General features: G+C 35.7%; 18 protein-coding genes. 10 read left to right on the top strand and 8 right to left on the bottom strand.

Annotated elements, in window-relative coordinates; genetic code table 11:
• Positions 1-58 precede the first annotated feature (58 nt).
• Positions 59-445, top strand: coding sequence for a hypothetical protein (locus HMPREF2801_RS09465; protein ID WP_070610936.1), 387 nt, complete (start codon positions 59-61; stop codon positions 443-445).
• A gap of 289 nt (positions 446-734) precedes the next feature.
• Here HMPREF2801_RS09465 and HMPREF2801_RS04995 read toward each other — a convergent pair whose 3' ends face one another.
• The 8 genes from HMPREF2801_RS04995 to HMPREF2801_RS04960 all read right to left on the bottom strand — a co-directional run bounded on the left by HMPREF2801_RS04995 (position 735) and on the right by HMPREF2801_RS04960 (position 8,154).
• Entirely contained in the window at positions 735-1,172 is a 438-nt protein-coding gene (locus HMPREF2801_RS04995; RefSeq protein WP_070610934.1) for a DUF4825 domain-containing protein, read from the bottom strand.
• Positions 1,173-1,375: 203 nt separating this feature from the next.
• The gene (surE, locus tag HMPREF2801_RS04990) at positions 1,376-2,122 is read right to left on the bottom strand and encodes a 5'/3'-nucleotidase SurE (protein WP_070610932.1); all 747 of its coding nucleotides are present in this window, start codon (positions 2,120-2,122) and stop codon (positions 1,376-1,378) included.
• A 23-nt stretch (positions 2,123-2,145) separates the two neighbouring features.
• Positions 2,146-2,931 (bottom strand): MBL fold metallo-hydrolase, encoded by a 786-nt coding sequence (locus tag HMPREF2801_RS04985; RefSeq protein WP_070610930.1) that lies wholly within the window; start codon positions 2,929-2,931, stop codon positions 2,146-2,148.
• 48 nt (positions 2,932-2,979) lie between these two features.
• Positions 2,980-3,828 (bottom strand): two-component system regulatory protein YycI, encoded by an 849-nt coding sequence (locus HMPREF2801_RS04980; protein ID WP_070610929.1) that lies wholly within the window; start codon positions 3,826-3,828, stop codon positions 2,980-2,982.
• A gap of 4 nt (positions 3,829-3,832) precedes the next feature.
• A complete protein-coding gene (locus HMPREF2801_RS04975; protein ID WP_070610927.1) occupies positions 3,833-5,170 on the bottom strand; it encodes a hypothetical protein in 1,338 nt (445 codons plus the stop codon).
• Positions 5,154-6,953 (bottom strand): HAMP domain-containing sensor histidine kinase, encoded by a 1,800-nt coding sequence (locus HMPREF2801_RS04970; protein ID WP_070610924.1) that lies wholly within the window; start codon positions 6,951-6,953, stop codon positions 5,154-5,156. The genes HMPREF2801_RS04975 and HMPREF2801_RS04970 overlap by 17 nt, the downstream gene beginning before the upstream one ends.
• On the bottom strand, positions 6,953-7,657 hold the full coding sequence (locus HMPREF2801_RS04965; RefSeq protein WP_019125378.1) for a response regulator: 705 nt from the start codon (positions 7,655-7,657) through the stop codon (positions 6,953-6,955). Before HMPREF2801_RS04965 ends, HMPREF2801_RS04970 begins: the two co-directional genes overlap by 1 nt.
• Positions 7,658-7,668: 11 nt before the next feature.
• On the bottom strand, positions 7,669-8,154 hold the full coding sequence (locus tag HMPREF2801_RS04960) for an Lrp/AsnC family transcriptional regulator (protein WP_019125379.1): 486 nt from the start codon (positions 8,152-8,154) through the stop codon (positions 7,669-7,671).
• A 190-nt stretch (positions 8,155-8,344) separates the two neighbouring features.
• Here HMPREF2801_RS04960 and HMPREF2801_RS04955 point away from each other — a divergent pair, with 190 nt between their 5' ends.
• From HMPREF2801_RS04955 to HMPREF2801_RS04915, 9 genes are all read left to right on the top strand, one after another.
• Positions 8,345-8,917 (top strand): GNAT family N-acetyltransferase, encoded by a 573-nt coding sequence (locus HMPREF2801_RS04955; RefSeq protein WP_070610922.1) that lies wholly within the window; start codon positions 8,345-8,347, stop codon positions 8,915-8,917.
• Positions 8,918-8,920: 3 nt separating this feature from the next.
• Positions 8,921-9,931 carry a DnaD domain protein gene (locus HMPREF2801_RS04950; RefSeq protein ID WP_070610921.1) on the top strand — a complete coding sequence of 337 codons (1,011 nt, stop codon included), beginning with the start codon at positions 8,921-8,923 and terminating at the stop codon, positions 9,929-9,931.
• The gene (locus HMPREF2801_RS04945) at positions 9,906-10,877 is read left to right on the top strand and encodes an ATP-binding protein (protein ID WP_070610919.1); all 972 of its coding nucleotides are present in this window, start codon (positions 9,906-9,908) and stop codon (positions 10,875-10,877) included. The genes HMPREF2801_RS04950 and HMPREF2801_RS04945 overlap by 26 nt, the downstream gene beginning before the upstream one ends.
• A complete protein-coding gene (locus HMPREF2801_RS04940; RefSeq protein ID WP_070610917.1) occupies positions 10,874-12,076 on the top strand; it encodes a pyridoxal phosphate-dependent aminotransferase in 1,203 nt (400 codons plus the stop codon). The genes HMPREF2801_RS04945 and HMPREF2801_RS04940 overlap by 4 nt, the downstream gene beginning before the upstream one ends.
• Entirely contained in the window at positions 12,063-12,344 is a 282-nt protein-coding gene (locus tag HMPREF2801_RS04935; RefSeq protein WP_070610915.1) for a hypothetical protein, read from the top strand. Before HMPREF2801_RS04940 ends, HMPREF2801_RS04935 begins: the two co-directional genes overlap by 14 nt.
• Before the next feature lie 87 nt (positions 12,345-12,431).
• Positions 12,432-14,033, top strand: a complete 1,602-nt coding sequence (locus HMPREF2801_RS04930) for a potassium/proton antiporter (protein WP_070610914.1) — start codon at positions 12,432-12,434, stop codon at positions 14,031-14,033.
• 8 nt (positions 14,034-14,041) lie between these two features.
• Entirely contained in the window at positions 14,042-14,446 is a 405-nt protein-coding gene (locus HMPREF2801_RS04925) for a hypothetical protein (RefSeq protein WP_070610912.1), read from the top strand.
• Positions 14,447-14,833: 387 nt separating this feature from the next.
• Positions 14,834-16,270: an APC family permease gene (locus HMPREF2801_RS04920; RefSeq protein WP_070610910.1), complete on the top strand. Its 1,437-nt coding sequence runs from the start codon at positions 14,834-14,836 to the stop codon at positions 16,268-16,270.
• A 20-nt stretch (positions 16,271-16,290) separates the two neighbouring features.
• The gene (locus tag HMPREF2801_RS04915; protein WP_070610909.1) at positions 16,291-17,613 is read left to right on the top strand and encodes a M18 family aminopeptidase; all 1,323 of its coding nucleotides are present in this window, start codon (positions 16,291-16,293) and stop codon (positions 17,611-17,613) included.
• Positions 17,614-17,711 lie beyond the last annotated feature (98 nt).

Raw genomic sequence — 17,711 nt, 5'->3', positions numbered from 1 at the left:
TGAATGGATTGCTACTCTTAAGAGATTCCAAGAACTTGGAGATGTTAGTGGCAACCACATGAAGCTTAAAGATGGACACTGGGCAATGGCTGAAATCGAAGCAGCTTACAAGGAAGGCTGGTTAAAGATTTACTCTGACGGACTTGCAACTTATGAAGGCGACAAGTTCATCCCAAGAGAAGAAGTTGCTGCAGTTTCTAACAAGGCTTTCAATAGGGTTCTTGACAAGACTTATATTATAAACAATGACAAGAGTTTAATAACTTACAAAGATGTTAAGAAGGATATGTGGTCTTACGAAGATATTCTTTGTGCAAGCAACACTTTCTTATACAAGAAGGACCTTTATAGGGCACACTGGATTAAGGAAGACAACAATCAATTTAACATCAACACAGATGGATTTGAAATTGTAAAAGCTAAGTTTCAAAGAAATCCTAGATAGAAAAAAATTAGAGAAGGAGTGATCCTTCTCTTTTTTTGGCTTTATAATATCTGTTGGAGAGTAAATCTCTAACAGATAATTTTATTTAAAAAATTTTTAAAGTCTGAAAATTTTTGCACTTTTTAAATTTTCTTCAAAAATTTTTTGCTGGCAAAATTTTGCCTCTGTGAATTTTTTCTTAATTGGAAATTTTTGGCAGGAGAAATTATTATAAGGTCTCACCCATTTTTTTATATAATTTTCTAAAGATTTGCAAAATTAAACTCTCCCAGTTTTCTGAGAGAGCTCTTTATTTATTTATAAAATTTTCTAGGCTTTCTTGGCTTTCTGATATTTTGTCAAGACTTGTCTCTTCTTTTTGAAGCCCTTCTTCCACTTCAGCACGACTAAAGCTAAAGATTTCTTTTTCGTCAGCATCTACATAAGATAAATTGTCCAAATTTTTTATTAGGGCAAAAGTTGTGGCTGCGTTTTTAAATAAGTCTTCTTTTTCTGTGTCTTCAAAATTTTTGCAGAAGATCTTTAAGCCATAGGGCTCTTTTTCTGATAGGATCTTTATCTCTCCTGTCTCAAAATTTTTAGGATAGGCCTCTTTAGAAACTATTTGTGAGACCCTTGTGTTGTCACCCACAAAATCTGTCTTAAAGTCATATAGGCTCTCTTCTTTTTTCTTGCAAGAAGAAAATATTAAGACCAGGGCAAAGATTATAGGTATAAATTTTTTCACACTATCACCTCTTTACTAAATTATAGCAAAAAAATAAAAAGTCGCCAAGACTTTTTAAATCTCATCTTATATTAGTCTTCACCTATTATTCTTCGCAGCTTACAATTTTTTCGCATTACATAATAGTTCTAAAAAATATTCCAAAAATTAAAATTATTAAAAAGATCAAAGTAAATTTGTAGTTCACGATTTTCTCTCCAAACTTATTTTAAAATTTCCTTTAACTCATTGATTAGAGTTAGGTTTGTCACATCGTAAAGAAGGGGGCTAACTGTTGCATAATCTTGTCCCAGATAATAGATGTCTGAGTCCTTGCCGTTGTTCTCCTTGGGGAAGCCCTTTAGCTTCATGTTGTAGCCTTGACCGTCTTCTGATATGTCGTAGATGGACATGACATCGGCGCCAACCTTGCAGACTTCTATGCCCTTTAAGTCTTGGTAGTCAAGGTAGGGCACATTTATATTTAGGACCTGAAGCTTTTTAAAGTCCTCAAGTTTATTAAAGATATCCATGGCAACTTTTGCCGCTGAGTCAAACTTGGAGTGCCCCTTCACCCATTGAGCTGACACTGCAATTGCTGGTATGTTAAATAAATTTGCTTCGATGGCAGCTGAAACTGTGCCTGAATATAATACATTTGTGGCAGTGTTGTAGCCAGAGTTTATTCCAGAGAAGCAGTAATCGAATTTTTCGTCAAGTAAATGCACAGCTGCTCTTACGCAGTCAGCTGGCGTTCCATAGACGCATAGGCTTCTTACGCCCTCAAGACCTTCAAGCTTGGCGTCTTGGACCATTAGGGGGCTCTTAAAAGTTATGGCATGAGACTTGCCAGAGTTTTCTACATTTGGCGCCGCAATTGTAACTTTGTGGCCTTCTTTTATCAGTGCCTTTGCAAGGACTTCTATGCCTTCGGCGTTAATTCCGTCGTCATTAGTAACTAATATGTTCAAATTTTTCCTCCCTTAAAAAAATTTTAAAGTTCAAAGACTTCCGATGGCGAAAATCTTGGTGCAACATCTATGGTGTAGTCCACGCTTTCTTCCTTGTGGTCTTGCAAGAGCAGGTCATTTATGGTCTTTAGGGCAAGGTCTGGCAAATTGTTGTCAGCTGAAAGGTGTCCCAAGAGAATTTTTTCTTTTTTCTTTTTTAAGATCATTGATAGGACTTCTCCTGCGTTTTCGTTGGAAAGGTGGCCCTTAGTTGATAAAATTCTTTGCTTTGTTTGGTAGGGGTAGGTCCCCTGCATTAGCATGTCTACATCGTGGTTGGATTCAAGATAAAAAAGTTCTGACCCATCCATTTTTTCCATGGCATCGGCGTTGACCCAGCCTGTGTCTGTCAAAAGGGAAATTTTTTTGTCGCCACTTATGACAAAGCCACAGCCACTTGCACAGTCGTGGAAGGTGGATATTGGCATGATCTCCAAGTCTTTAAAGGTAAAGCTCTTGCCATTTTCAAAGATAAAGGTCTTCTTTGGGTCAAGCTTTTTCACTGTTGGCAGCATGGCATCTAATGTCATCATGTTGGAGAAAACTTTTAGCTTGTGTCTTCTTGACAAGACGCCCACAGATTTTATGTGGTCAATGTGTTCATGAGTGACAAAGATTGCGTCAAGTTCACTTGCCTTTACCCCAATTTCTTCCAAGTTTTCTTCGATTTTTTTGCCAGAAAGTCCAGCATCTATTATTATTTTTGTATTTTTATATTCAATATATTGGCAGTTGCCTGATGAGCCACTTGCCAAAGAGCAAAATTTCATAAAAACCTCCAAAGCCTATTTTATCACAGGCTCAGTGATTTGTTAAGCTTAGTAATTGGAGAGGACAGTGTATTCTCCGTCTGTAAATTTCACCTTCCAGGCAGGTATGGCACGACCATTTACTGCTCGTGTTATGTCTTCTATATAGCCCTGGTCTTCGGGGTTAAAGTAAAAGCAAGGGGAAATTTTTTCTATGGTCTTGTTGTAATATTCTGTCTTATTTAAAAGAGATAGTAGGGCGCGACCTGCTGGCGCCAGATGTATTTTTTGTTCAGACTTATTTAATACATCAAGCCAAAGTCTATCCATGGACATGACACCTCTCGCGTCAATGACAAAATTTGTGTAGGAAGACTCAACAGGCAGGGAGTCGAAAATTTTTGTGTAATTTAAAATATATTTGTCGCCATCTACTTGGTAGTAGGAGAGATAAATGTCTCTAGTGTCATATTTTTTGTCCAATAAAAATTTTTGGGCAATATTTTGCGCCTCTTCAAGGCTATCTAGCTTATATTTATCTTCCTTGTTCCTATTTTCATAGAAAACCCTCCTGCCATTTAAGAGGTTAACATATTCGTCGCCAAGAGAAATCTCCGCAAGGTCTGTACTTGGTCTTGCCACCTTACCCTTGCCCTTAAAGTATCTGTCATTGATGTCTTCTTCTGATGATGTTTCAAAGGAAACTAGGACTGAAGGGAGTTTTTTACTTCGCCTTGGAATTTTTGTATCAAGGCTTATATTTTTTTCTGCCAAGAGGTCACTAACTTCCCTTACAAAATCTATTCTAGTGGATTCGTTTCTCAGCCTAAAATTATTGTAATTTGAGTAGCAAAATAAAATTGCATTGGCAACTAAGAGAGCTATTATTAAAATTTTTTTAATTTTTTTCCAATCCATAATACTACCTTACCATCATTAGCTTTCCACTTTCAGTGTTAAAATAATAAATATTTCCCATATAAGTCATTTCGTAGACAAGCATGGGTGCCTCTGCCTCCTTGCTACTAAAGCTTAGGTAGACAAGGTTTAAATTATCAACAGAAGCTAGGACATCCATGGCCTTCTTGTCATCAAAGAGGTCACTATTTTTATTTATGATCCTGTGAATGGCTTCCAGATAAATTTTTTCTCTCTTATAAATTGGGTTGTCGTCCTTTCTGATGTAGTACTCCCTATAATTTTTTACAAATTCAGAGTAGACATCAATTTCTATAAAGCTGTGGTCCTTTGAAGGGAGAACTAGAGGTATTTGTCCGTCCTTTAGGTTAAAGAAAAATCTGTAGCCAAGGTTTTCGTTGTAGTCGCAGGGCTCAATCTTCTCAAGGTAAATGCCAGAGCTTATGCCAGTCTTTTGGGCAATAAATTCCACAGCCCTATCTAGGCACTTATTGAGGTCTCTTGACTTCACATCAAAAAGTGATTCAAGAGAATATTCTATTATGCCTTCAGAGGATAAGGAGAGGTACTCATTTTCGTAGATGTAGGTGTTCTTGCCGTCTACAGTTATTTCTCTGATGTAGTCAATGGGCACATCTAAAAATCTTTCGGCAAGAGTTGACTTCTTGTCCTCTTCCAAATTATAGAGACCAGACACATAGGAAACCTCTTGGAGAGAGAGGTAGTCCTCGTCGGGAATGTAGATGTCCTTTTTAATCCCGTAGGCTTCATAAAAGTTTATGGCACGAAGACCCTTGGCCTTTACTTCAGTTAAGATGTCTTCAATGGGAAAGTCCACCTTGATGTCCATAAGCTTGTAAAGACTCTTGCTGCCAGAGATGTAAATTTCCCCAGTGTCAGATATATAAATGGAGTTCACGCTTAGGTTTATGTCGTTGGAATTTCTGTCGTCGCCAATTAAATTTACAAAAACTGAGCCAGATAGGGGCGAATTAAATTTAAAGACCAGAGATTTTTCCTTTTGAAGATTTAAATACTCTTCAGTGTCAATTAATTTTAAATTTTCAGAAGTTGCCCTTTGGAGTTTTTCAGAAATATCTTCTGCAGTTTCCTTCCAATATTCTCCCAGGTCAGTTGTCATGTAGTGGTCTCTCTCGCCAAAGTTTGCAATAACCCTTTGGGGAGTTAGAATTTCCTTTAAAAATTCATTTACATCGCCAATGGTTTTTTCGCTTTCGTCCCCTGTGTCAAAGGAGAGCCAAAGATTTTTCGATTGAAAAACTAAGAGGAGGATCAAAAAAATTATGGCAAGGGTGGATAAAGATTTATGAAATTTCTTCATCTTCATCACCTGCTTTAAATAGGAGCCTAATACTTGTGCCCTGACCAAAAACTGATTCAACCTTTAGACTTCCGCCAAGGGATTTTATCATTTCATTGGCAATAGATAGGCCTAAACCAGTGCCGCCCATTTCCCTACTTCTTCCCTTTTCAACGCGGTAAAACCTCTCTGTAATTCGCGGCAAGTCTTCCTTAGGTATGCCTATGCCGTTGTCAGTTACCCTTATCTCAACAAAGTCGTCAAGATTTTTGGCAGTGATGGAAATTTTTCCATTTTCTGGCGTGTACTTGCAGGCGTTGGAGATAATATTTGTAAGAATTTGGTCTGCCCCATTTCTGTCGGCGTAGATATCTTTTATGTCCATGGCTATGTCAAATTCAATTTTGTGATTTTTTTGCGTAATGAGTAGAGATTGTGACTCAATTGCCTCGTCAATAAATTCGTAGGTGTCAAACTTAACAAGATGCAAGTTGTCCTTGTTGTAGTCAATGTTTGATAGAGATAATAGGTCCGTTACAATCCTAGACATTCTTGAATTTTCTCTGTCAATAACCTTTAAGAATTTCTTTTCAGATTCCCTGTCTAGGTCGCTGTCTAAAAGAGTTTCTGTGTAAGATTTTATAGTTGTAATAGGAGTCTTTAACTCGTGGCTTACATTTGCCACAAATTCTTTACGCATAATGTCAAGCATGTGGTCTTTATTTACATCTTGTAAGACTATTATCAGTCCAGAATTTATAAGAGCATCGGACTTATAGGGTGCGTACTTGATTTTATAAAAGGTGTCAGAAATTTTTGTAAGCTCTTCACCCTTTAAGCTCTCTTCATTTTTGTAGTCAATGTTGTAGAGGTTAATACTTTTTAAATTTATTTCACGGTTAAAGTCCTTTTCAGAAATATTTAAAATTTTCTTGGCAATGGAGTTGGCGTGAATGAGTTTGTTGTTTCTGTCAATGGCAATTACGCCTTCAGCCATGTAATTAAAAATTGTGTCAAGCTTTGACCTTTCAAGGTCCATCTTTTCTATAGTCTCGCGAAGTTCCTTTGTAAGGAAGTTAAACATAAGACCAAGTTCACCAATTTCGTCGTCACTTTTTACTTCAACGCTTTGGTTAAAGTTACCCTTTGCCATGGCCTTTGCCTTTTTTGTGAGAGTACGAATGGGACCTGTAATGGAGTTGGCAATAAAATATCCCAAAATTGAAGTTGTGATAAGAGAAATTATTGTTGCGTAAGTAATTATTACCTTGGAGTCCTCAATTACAGAATAAATTGAATTTAGGTTTCTCGTCATATAAATAATGGCGAGAATTTTTCCGTCGCCAGATAAAATTGGTCTGGCAATATGTTTTTCTACATTGCCTTCGTTTTTGTATTCCACAATTTTTTCGCGAGTCTTGCCCTTTAGTGCGTCCATGACAAGTTTTGGCTCTATGGACTTAAAGGAATAGGCATCCATGGAGTCCTTTTGTGAAATATTTTTTGTGGAGGCAAGAATTTTTGGCGCCTGGTCAGAGGATATAATGTAGGCAGATTCTTCACTGGAAATACCCCAGTCTTTTAGGGTTTGGTCAAGCTGGGGTAGTGTTTTATAATTATTATCTTTAAAAAAAGCTGATGTTGTAGTTGCAAGGGTGTCCATGGTTTTGACCATGGCAGTAGTTGCAGTTTCGATTTGTACATTTTCAAGCCTATCAATTATAAAGGTAGATGCAATAAACATGGAAATCAAAACAAGTACAACATAAATTAAAATAAATCTAGATTTAATAGAGTGGTTCATTAGCCTTCACCATTATCTGATGCGAATAAGTATCCAACTCCTCTTTTAGTCTTGATGTATTTAAAGTCTTTGTTTTCATCTTCGATTTTTTCGCGGAGTCTTCTCACAGTAACATCCACTGTTCTTATATCGCCATAGTATTCATATTCCCAAACTTCTTCAAGGAGTTCTTCTCTTGAAAAGACTACGCCTGGGTGTGAAGCTAAATATTTTAAAAGTTCAAACTCGCGAAGAGTCAACTCAATATTTTCGCCCTTTCTTCTAACTTGGTATTTATTTAAGTCAATTTCAAGGTCCATTACCTTTAAAACTCTTGTGTCCTCTTCCTTTTTTTCTTGGGCATCAAAGCGCCTTAGTACTGCCTTGACTCTGGCAAGGAGTTCTCTCATAGAGAAGGGCTTCACCACATAGTCGTCTGCCCCAAGTTCAAGGCCAAGGACCTTATCCACTTCATCTTCTCTAGCTGTCAGCATAATGACAGGTACATCAGAGGACTTTCTAATTTCTCTTAGGGCTTCAAAGCCGTTTAATTTTGGCATCATAATGTCAAGTAGAATTAAATCGTAATTATTTTCACCTGCAAGTTCAATGGCACTTTTGCCGTTGTCGGCAGTGTCAATGATGTATCCTTCCTTTTCAAAATTAAATTTAATAATATCAGATATTGCAGATTCATCGTCTACTACGAGTATTTTCTCTTCCATAAAACCATCCTTTATTCTTTATCAATTTTTGTAAAAATTTCGTCGTTTCCCTTTTCTGAGTACAAAATCAATAGAGTTTTCGTGTCAAGTATTCCATCTATCTTTAAAATCATATCATAAAACCTAGTGAGGTCGGAAGTGTTTACAGTTTTTATGCGAAGCATAATGCAGTGCTCGCCAGTAACCCTATAGCATTCAAAAATTTTAAATTTTTCATCTTTTATTTCCATGATTTTGGAGATAAGTCCCTTGAAGTCATTTGTATTGACCTTGGCAAGGACATAAGTGTCTACATTGTAGCCGATTTTTTGCCAATCAACTAGGACCTTGTAGCCCTTAATAAAACCAGCGTCTTCCATCTTATATATTCTTCTATGGATGGCAGGCCTTGTAAGATTTAATTTTTTTGAAATATCTTCGTGGCTCATCCTTCCGTTTTTTCTCAAGAGTTCCAAAATTTCGATATCAATTTCATCTAAATTTTCATTTTTTCTCATAAAAGTTCTCCCCGTTACGAATTGTATAATTTTTTTTATTTACCTTACTTTATTTTAACATAAATTAAAAAAAATGAAATAAAATTAAACTTTATATATAAAAAGAAAAATTGCCAGGAAAAAATTTAAAAAGGCGATACTTCTTTATAGAGATGAGAAAATAGTATATAATAACTTGCAGGAGGCTCCTATGGAAAATTTTTCAGCTCTGACTTTTAGAAAAATGACTTTAGAGGATGTTTTTACTTTTAGAAATTGGGGAAGACATGACTCAATTTTATTTTTAGAATATAATTTTCTTGAAGAGAGAGAAAAAGATATTGAGGACTGGTACAGGTGGAAGACCAACAAGGCCTTCTCAGAATACTATGTAGTTCTCCTTGAAGAAAAAATTATTGGCTACTTGTCTTTAAAAAACATTAGCAAATTTTTAAAAAGAGGAGTGCTGGGAGTTGTTCTTGATCCCTCTTATATAAATAGGGGCATTGGCAAAAAAATTCTTAAGATCTTTTTAGATGACTTAAAAAAGAGAGGCTTTAGAAAGATAATTTTATTTGCCGCAACTTATAATGAGAGAGCCATAAAAGTTTATGAGAGCCTGGGCTTTAAGGAGAAAAATAAATTTCTCATGCGCTTTACTAATGGCAATTACGACGAAAATAATCCCGACTTTAAAAAGCATAGGGAGTCTTTTAAAATTATTTTTAACAGAACTTATAACTATGCCATAAAAATGGAATTAGACATGGAAAGAGATTGGTGAGATATGTTTTTACTAGAAAAAAATAAATACGACCTAGGAGAAACTTCCCTAGAAAATATTTTTATAAATGATTTTATGCCTGGCGCCAATGGCGAATTTGTAAAAGTTTATATTTTAGGCTACAAATTTGCCAGAGAAAATAGAGAAGACATCACTAACGAAAAGCTCGCCGATTACCTTGGCATACTTGAGTCTGATGTCAATAGGGCTTGGCAGTATTGGCAAAAGATGGGCATAGTTGAGCTTGAGGGGGACAAGGTAAAGTTTATAAACTTAAAGGAACTTTACATCAACAATGTCTACAACTTAAAGGAAGAGAAAAAGGATGAAAATGGCTATTCAGAAATTGTAGAAAATCCAACCTATGCAAATTTACTTACAAGGGCTGAGTTTTTAATGAGAGAGCCCATTGCTCCCATGAAAAAAATTGACATAATAAATTGGATTACTTCTTACAATATGCCAGCAGATTTAATTGAAGAGGCATTTTTTTACACAACAGAGATCAAGGGCATCTACAACATTTCCTATGTTGAGCAAGTAGTGAGGAATTGGTCCAAAGACAACATTAGGACCATGGAAGATGTGGAGAAGTCCTACATTGAGCACGACCTAAAATATTACAGGTATAAAAAGGTCATGCGCTATATTGGCGTGGACAAAAAATTCTCTCAAGCTGATTTTAATATTATTAATTCTTGGTTTGACGAATTTAATTTTTCAAAGGACCTAATCCTTGCCGCCTGCAACAGAACTTCAAAAATTTCCAAGCCCAATGTCTCCTATGTTGACGCCATACTTAGGAAGTGGAAGGAGCTTGGCATAAATTCTGTGGAAGAAATCGAAGAGAAGGATCAAAAGAAAAAGAAGAGAAAGCCAACTGCTTTTCACAATTTTAAGCAGATCACTGACAAGTATTCTGAAGAAGAACTTTTTGATGTGGCAATGAGAAAGCAGCGCGAAGGCTTTAAAAAATTAGGTGTTGATTATGGAACTGACGGCAAAGATAAGTAGTTATTACGAAAACCTGAGAAGGGAAAATGCAGAAATTCAGGAAAAGAGATTGGAAGAAATTTACAAAAAAATTCCTGAAATAAGAGAAATTGATGGACTAATAAGAGATATTGCCCTTCGCGCATCAATTGAGCAGATTAAAAATCCAAACCAGGACAAGTCCCTTGAGGAATCGGAAAAAATTTACAATTTAAAGCTCAAAAAGATGGACTTTTTAGAAAAAATGGGCTATCCTAGAGACTATCTAAGTGAGATATTCACTTGCAAGGATTGTCACGACACAGGAATAAATGAAGACAATGAGAAATGTCACTGCTTAAAGAAATTAATTGTCTCAGAGCTATATGACATGTCCTCCATTTCTTACATGCTTGAGAAGGAAAATTTTGACAAGTTTGACTTAAATATTTTTTCTGAAAAAGTTTATGAAAAATATAATATGTCTCCAAGAGAAAATATGAGAAATATTCTCGCCCTTTCAAAAAATTTTATCAAGACCTTTGATGAGAAGAATGATTTGAATTTGCTCCTTTGGGGACCAACTGGTCAGGGCAAGACCTTTTTACTTAACTCAATAGCAGCTGAACTGATAAATAAGGATGTCATAGTTATTTATCAGACTGCCTATGAAGTTTTAAAGACAATTGAAGATAGAAAATTTAAAAACATAGATGATGATAGGTATGATTTGTACTTTGAGTCCGATCTTTTAATCGTAGATGATCTTGGCATTGAGTTTGTAAATTCTTTTACAACTTCAGAAATTTTTAACATTATAAACACAAGGCTTTTGCGAGGCAAGAAAACATTAATTTCCACAAATTTATCGCCAAAGGAACTTTCAGAAACTTACACAGACAGAGTTTTCTCCAGAGTTTTTCAAAAATTTGTGCCAATTAGTTTTTTTGGACCGGACCTTAGATGGCAAGGAAGGGAGAAAAGATGAAACTATCAGAAAGAATTGAAAAAATAGAATATTCAGCAATAAGAAAGCTTATGCCTTATGCTGACAAGGCAAAAAAGGAAGGGAAAAAGATTTATGAACTAAATATTGGGGCTCCAGATATTGATGTGCCAGATATTTATTATGAAACTTTTCAAAGTTTTAGGAGAGGACCTCTTCCTTACGCTTACGCACAAGGACTTCTTGAGCTGAGAGAAGCCACTGCAAATTATTATAAAAAGAGAAATATAAAATTTGATGCTGATGATATTTACATCACTAACGGTGCAAGTGAAGCAATTTTATTTACCTTCCAAGTAATTGCCAATGAAGGCGATGTTATTCTTACAACAGACCCCTTCTACACAAATTACATGACAGTTTTTGAACAACTGGGCATTGAGCTTGAAGCTTTTAAAACTGATCCAGACAAGGGCTTTGCTCTCCCAGATGAAGAAGAAATTGAAAAGCACATTACAGATAAGACAGTTGCAATTTTGCTTTCCAACCCAACTAATCCAACGGGAGCTCTTTATTCTGAAGAAGAAATTTTGAGGATTGTAAATCTTGCAAAGAAGCACGACTTATATATTATTGCTGACGAAGTTTATAGAGAATTTGTCTACGATGGCAATACTTATAAGTCCTTTGGAGAAGTTGAAGGACTAGAAGAAAATTTAATTTTAATTGATTCCATTTCCAAGAGATTTGGCGCTTGTGGCGCAAGAATTGGTTCAGTTGCATCAAAAAACAAGAGATTTAATGATGGAATAAATAAGCTTTGCAACTGCAGACTTGCTGCATCAACAATTGAACAAGCAGCAGCTGCAAAATTATACGAAATTGACAAAAGCTATTTTGAAGCTGTAAATAAGGAATATCAAAAGAGAAGAGATGTAATCTACGAAGAACTAATTAACATTCCTGGCGTAACTGTAAAAAAACCAAAGGGAGCCTTTTATGTTATGCCAAAACTTCCTGTAGATGACACAGAAAAATTTGCAGTTTGGATGATTGAAAATTTCGACATAGACGGTGAAACTCTTATGTTTGCACCAGCTAAGGGATTTTTCAAAGACAAAGAAGAAGGAAAGCAAATGATAAGACTTGCCTTTGTACTAAACACTGATTCCTTGAGAAAGGCAATGAGAATTTTAAGAGAAGGCATTAAGGCCTATAATAGTGAAAATGAAAAGAGATAAGATTTTAAAAATACTAGAAAAAATAGTAATTTTTCTAGTAACTCTTGTAATGATTTCAGTTCTTGCCAACCAATATATAAAGACAAGTGCAGGTGCAATAAATGAGACTCTTAGGATGGCACAAATTGTCCTTGCTATATTAATAGTTTTTTTAACACTACTCATGGCTATAATAAGCAAAAATAAGAGCTTGTTTTTTGTATTACTTGGCTTTTATGTTTTAACTGCTTTACTTTTCTATGTCTTTAAGTCTGCAAATAAAATTTAAATTTTGAGTATTTTAATAAAAATGGGATATAAAAAAAATATGGAACTGTCTTAGGCAGTTCCTTTTTTAAAAGAAAGAAGGGAAATAATGAATCTGTTACTTATAACGGTGGTACTCTTACTAGCAATTATAGCCACAAAAATTTCAAATAGATCAGGTCTTCCTGCCCTGCTTTTGTTCTTGGCAATGGGAGTTATCTTTTCTGCCCTGGGCTATGATTTTAACAATTTTAAAGTTGCAGAAAATATTGCAAGTCTTTCCCTTATGATAATAATTTTTTATGGTGGCTTTGGTTCTAACTGGACTATGGGTCGATCAACTGCAAGACAATCCATAAGCCTTGCAAGCTTGGGCGTCTTTGCCACAGCTATACTTACGGGACTTTTCTGCCACTACATTTTAAAAATTGATTTTTTAGAATCAATGTTACTTGGTTCAGTAGTTGCCTCTACTGACTATGCAGCCGTATCAAATATTTTAGTTTCAAAAAACCTAAACCTAAAATATTCCACTGCGCCACTTCTTGAAATCGAAAGTGGGTCCAACGACCCTACAGCCTATACCATGACCATGGTCTTCTTGTCACTCCTATCAGGCTATAGCGTCTCCATTTCAATAATAATTTTGCAACAAGTTGTCCTTGGCATAATTGGAGGATTTTTACTGGGCTTTATTTTTATAAAGCTTATAGAAATTCTCTCCCTTGACGAAGACGGACTCTTTTCAGTTTTTATAGCCACAATGATGATAGGAACCTATGCCCTTACATCACTAGTTGGCGGCAATGGATTCTTGGCACTATACATCCTTGGCATCTACATTGGCAACCACGAATTTAGAAGGAAGAGAGATGTTGTATTTTTCTACGACGGACTTTCAACGATTTTCCAAATAGCAATGTTCTTCCTCTTGGGACTTTTATCAGATATACATTTAATAATAAAGGCTCTACCAATAGGCTTTGTCATTGCAATCTTCATGCTCTTAGTGGCAAGACCACTTACAGTCTTTGGACTTATGGCGCCCTTTAAGATGAAAAAAAATCAGCTAACCCTAATTTCACTGGCAGGACTTAGGGGAGCAGCAGCCATTGCCTTTGCCATAATGGTTGTAAATAGGGATATAAACCTATCTATTGACATCTTCCACATAGTTTTTGTAATTTGTATATTTTCACTTTTAATCCAGGGAACGGCCCTGCCCTTTGCCACGAAAAAGCTTGAAATGTATGATCCAGACGACACAGTTCTTAGGACCTTTAATTATTATTCAGACAAGACAGATCTTGAATTTATAAAAACTCATGTATCAAAAACTTCTCCTTGGGTGAATAAAAAAATATCAGACATAGAAATTGCCTTTAACATAATAATTGCAAAGATAGAAAGAGAGGGCAAGAGCATTGTCCCAAGGGGCGACACTTATCTTAGAGATGGCGATGTAATCGTCCTTGGCGGCGAAGGATATTTTGATGCCACTGGAGAGGACCTATTGGAAATAAAAATTTCTGAAACACATAAGTGGGCAAATAAGAGAGTAAGGGACATTCACATTGGAAGAGATGAGCTCATAATTATGGTACAGACTCCAAGTGGAGAAATAATTGTGCCAAGGGGCAATACTATTTTAAAGCCAGGAGACAGGGCAGTTATATCTAAGGAATCAAATGAAATAGAAGACCCAGAATAGGAGGAAAGATGACAGACTTAAAGGAAATAAAGGAAGCGCGTGAGGCACTTTTAGATTTGCAAGATGAAATTGACTCAGTAATAAAAGAGACAGAAAGTGCAAGTAAGTGGGGCATCTTTGACATTTTTGCAGACTCAAGCTTAGTTAGCTTTGTAAAAAGAGGAAAGATAAAGGACATCAACTCAGGCCTCGAAATTATTCGAAAAAAATTAGAAGTTGCAAAAAAAGAACTTGGCGATGTGAGAATAAATTTAGATGAAGAAATTAGCGACACGACTTATGATTTTTTCGTAGATATAATTTTTGACAACATCTTCACAGACCTAAGAGTAAATAGGGAGATAAAGGAAATAAGGGAAAATTTATTTGACCTAAGAGACAAGGTGGAAGAAATTTTAAGAAAACTAAATTAGATTTTAAAATTAACAATGAAAAGTTAAAGTAAAATCCTCGCTTGACGGGGATTTTTTTGTGGAAAATTTTTTTCATAGAAAAAATGTATAGTTAAGATAAAAACCCAAGCCCAGAAGATAGAAGGACCAAGGCAATAAAATTGTTTTTTTAAAATATAAATCATTAAAAATATTTCAAAACAAAAAAATTTACTCAGCACTGTAAAAGGATATAGTTATGTATTTCACAAGACTCTAAACTTTGTATGCTAACTGATTTAAACCGCTATAGAATTTTTAATTCAATGTAAAAATGTTTTCTAAGTTTATGAATTATACTAGACTACAGTTTTTTTTAAGGTTATAATTAATTTAATCATGCAATTATATTATGAGAGGAGACAAAATATGCAAGATTCACAAAAGAAAATTAAGTGGTCCATGCTGGCATTTATGGCATTTTCCACTTTATGGGGCTTTGGAAATGTTGTTAACGGTTTCGTATTCTTTAACGGAATCCAAGTAATATTTTCATGGATCCTAATGTTCGCACTTTATTTCATTCCTAACGCACTTATGGTAGGGGAACTTGGTTCATCCTTTAAGGACGAAGGTGGTGGAGTTACTTCATGGATTAGGGCAACTTCAAGCGATAAGTTAGCTTATTATGCTGGTTGGACTTATTGGGCATGTCACATTACCTACATCGCTTCAAAGGGTTCTGGTGGACTAAAGGCAATGTCCTGGATGTTCTTCCAAAACGCAGAAGTTTATGACTCACTTCCAACAGTTTATGTACAACTTGCTACTTTAGCAGTATTTTTAATTTTCTGTTGGGTAGCAAGTAGAGGTCTTAACCCACTTAAAAACCTTGCAACTATTGCAGGTTCAAGTATGTTTATCATGGGTATCCTTTACATCTTAATGATGCTAGCTGCTCCAAAGATCAACCCTAACGGTGGTTACCAAGCTATGGACTGGTCTCTTAACAATTTGATTCCAACTTTTGACATGAAGTATTTCACAAGTTTATCAATTCTTGTCTTTGCAGTTGGTGGTATTGAAAAGATGAGTCCTTATGTAAACCACATGGAAGGAAATTCTTCAAAGGAATTCCCTAAGGCAATGATCTTTGCTGCTGTCATGGTAATTATTTCAGCTATCTTTGGTACTATTGCCATGGGTATGATGTTTGACCCTGCTATTATCAATGCAGATCAAGCAACTTTTGACTCTTATGCGGCTAACGGTGCTTATTGGGCTTTCCAAAAGGTTGGAGAATATTATGGCCTTGGCAATACTATTATGATCATCTACGCTCTTTGTAACATGATCGGTCAATTCTCTACACTTGTTGTAAGTATTGACGCACCACTTAGAATGTTACTTGATGACGACAGAACAAATAAATATATACCTAGAAAGCTTCTTAAGAAAAATAAATATGGAGCTTACATCAACGGTATTAAACTTATAATTGTCCTTGCAGGTTCAATTATCCTTGCACAAATCCTAGTGCCAGGTGCTGCAACTGTTTTAAGACAATTAACAAAACTTAACTCAATTACAATGCCACTTCGTTACCTATGGGTATTCTTGGCATATATTTTCTTGAGAAAGAACAGGGGCGATGTAGAAAGAGAATTCTACTTTACTCGTAACCAAGGAGTTGCTTTATTCTTTGGCTTCTGGTGCTTCATAGTTACACTAGCTTGCTGTATATTAGGTATGATTTCAGACGACCCAATGCAAATGGCACTTAATGTAATTACACCACTTGTACTTGTTGCACTTGGAGTAATAATGCCAATGCTTAGAGCAAAGGAAGATAAAAAATTAAGCTAAATTCCAAAAAGGAGGAAGTTATGAATTATTTAGAAACTTCAAAGGAATTGTTAGAATTTATTAAAAAGAGCGCAAGTATGTTCCACACAGTTGACACTGTGAAGACATACCTTGACGCAGAAAATTTTATAGAATTAAAGGAAGGCGAAAGCTGGAATATTGAAAAGGGCAAGAATTATTACACAACAAGAAATGATTCATCAGTAATTGCCTTTAAGGTAGGTAGTGACCTTTCAGACTACCACTACCAACTTGTAGCTTCACACTCTGACTCTCCAACATATAAGGTTAAGAGCATGCCAGAGCTTGAAGGTCCAGGAGGCTATGTAAAGCTAAATGTTGAAGTATATGGGGGACCAATTGATTCAGTTTGGTTTGACAAGCCACTTAGCCTTGCAGGAAGAGTTTTAGTGGAAGAAGATGGCGCCATAGTTTCAAAGCTACTTCACATTGATAGGGACCTTTTAATCATCCCTAATGTTGCCATCCACATGAATAGAGAAGTAAACAAGGGCTATGAATACAATAGACAAGTAGATTTACTTCCACTATTTACAGCAGGCGCCATGAAAAAAGGCGACTATGACAAGATGATAGCAGAAGAACTTGGAGTAAAAGTAGAACAAATTATTTCCAAAGATTTATTCCTAGTAAATAGACAAGAAGGAAAAATTTGGGGCTACAAGGATGAATTTGTATCATCACCAAAACTTGACGACTTAGAATGTGCCTTCACATCACTAAAAGCCTTTATTGCAGGATCTAACGACAAGGCAGTAAATGTATATGCTTGCTTTGACAACGAAGAAGTTGGCTCAAACACAAAGCAAGGTGCCATGTCAACACTTCTTCACGACACATTAAAAAGACTAAATGCAGGTCTTGGCTATGACGAAGAAGAATACCACAAGGCAGTGGCAAAATCCTTCCTAGTTAGTGCAGACAATGCCCACGCAGTTCATCCAAACCACAAGGAATTAACTGACGATGAAAACAGAACTTTCATGAACAAGGGTATTGTAATAAAAGAAGCTGCCAACCAAAAGTACACATCAGATGCCTTTTCACAAGCAGTCTTCAAAAAGATTTGTGCCTTGGCAGAAGTTCCAGTGCAACACTTTGCTAACAGAAGCAATATGCAAGGAGGCTCAACTCTTGGAAACTTATCAAACACACAAGTTTCACTTCACGCAGTTGACATTGGACTTCCACAACTTGCAATGCACTCAAATTATGAAACAGCAGGAGCAATGGACCCAGCCTATATGATTAAGGCACTTACAAAATATTACAACTCAAATGTAAAAATTGAGGGAGCATCAAAAATTTCTGTTGAAGAATAATTTATTTAAAAAATAATTTTGACGAAGAATAATTTTGGTGGAAAAATTCAAAAATAATTTTAAGCTGATGTTGCAGAATAGATGATTCTACTCTGCAA

This window comes from Peptoniphilus sp. HMSC062D09 (genome assembly GCF_001811425.1).
Taxonomy (GTDB): Bacteria; Bacillota; Clostridia; order Tissierellales; family Peptoniphilaceae; genus Peptoniphilus_A.
The sequence above is the reverse complement of the archived record's forward strand: the minus strand, read 5'-3'. Positions and strand labels throughout refer to the sequence as shown.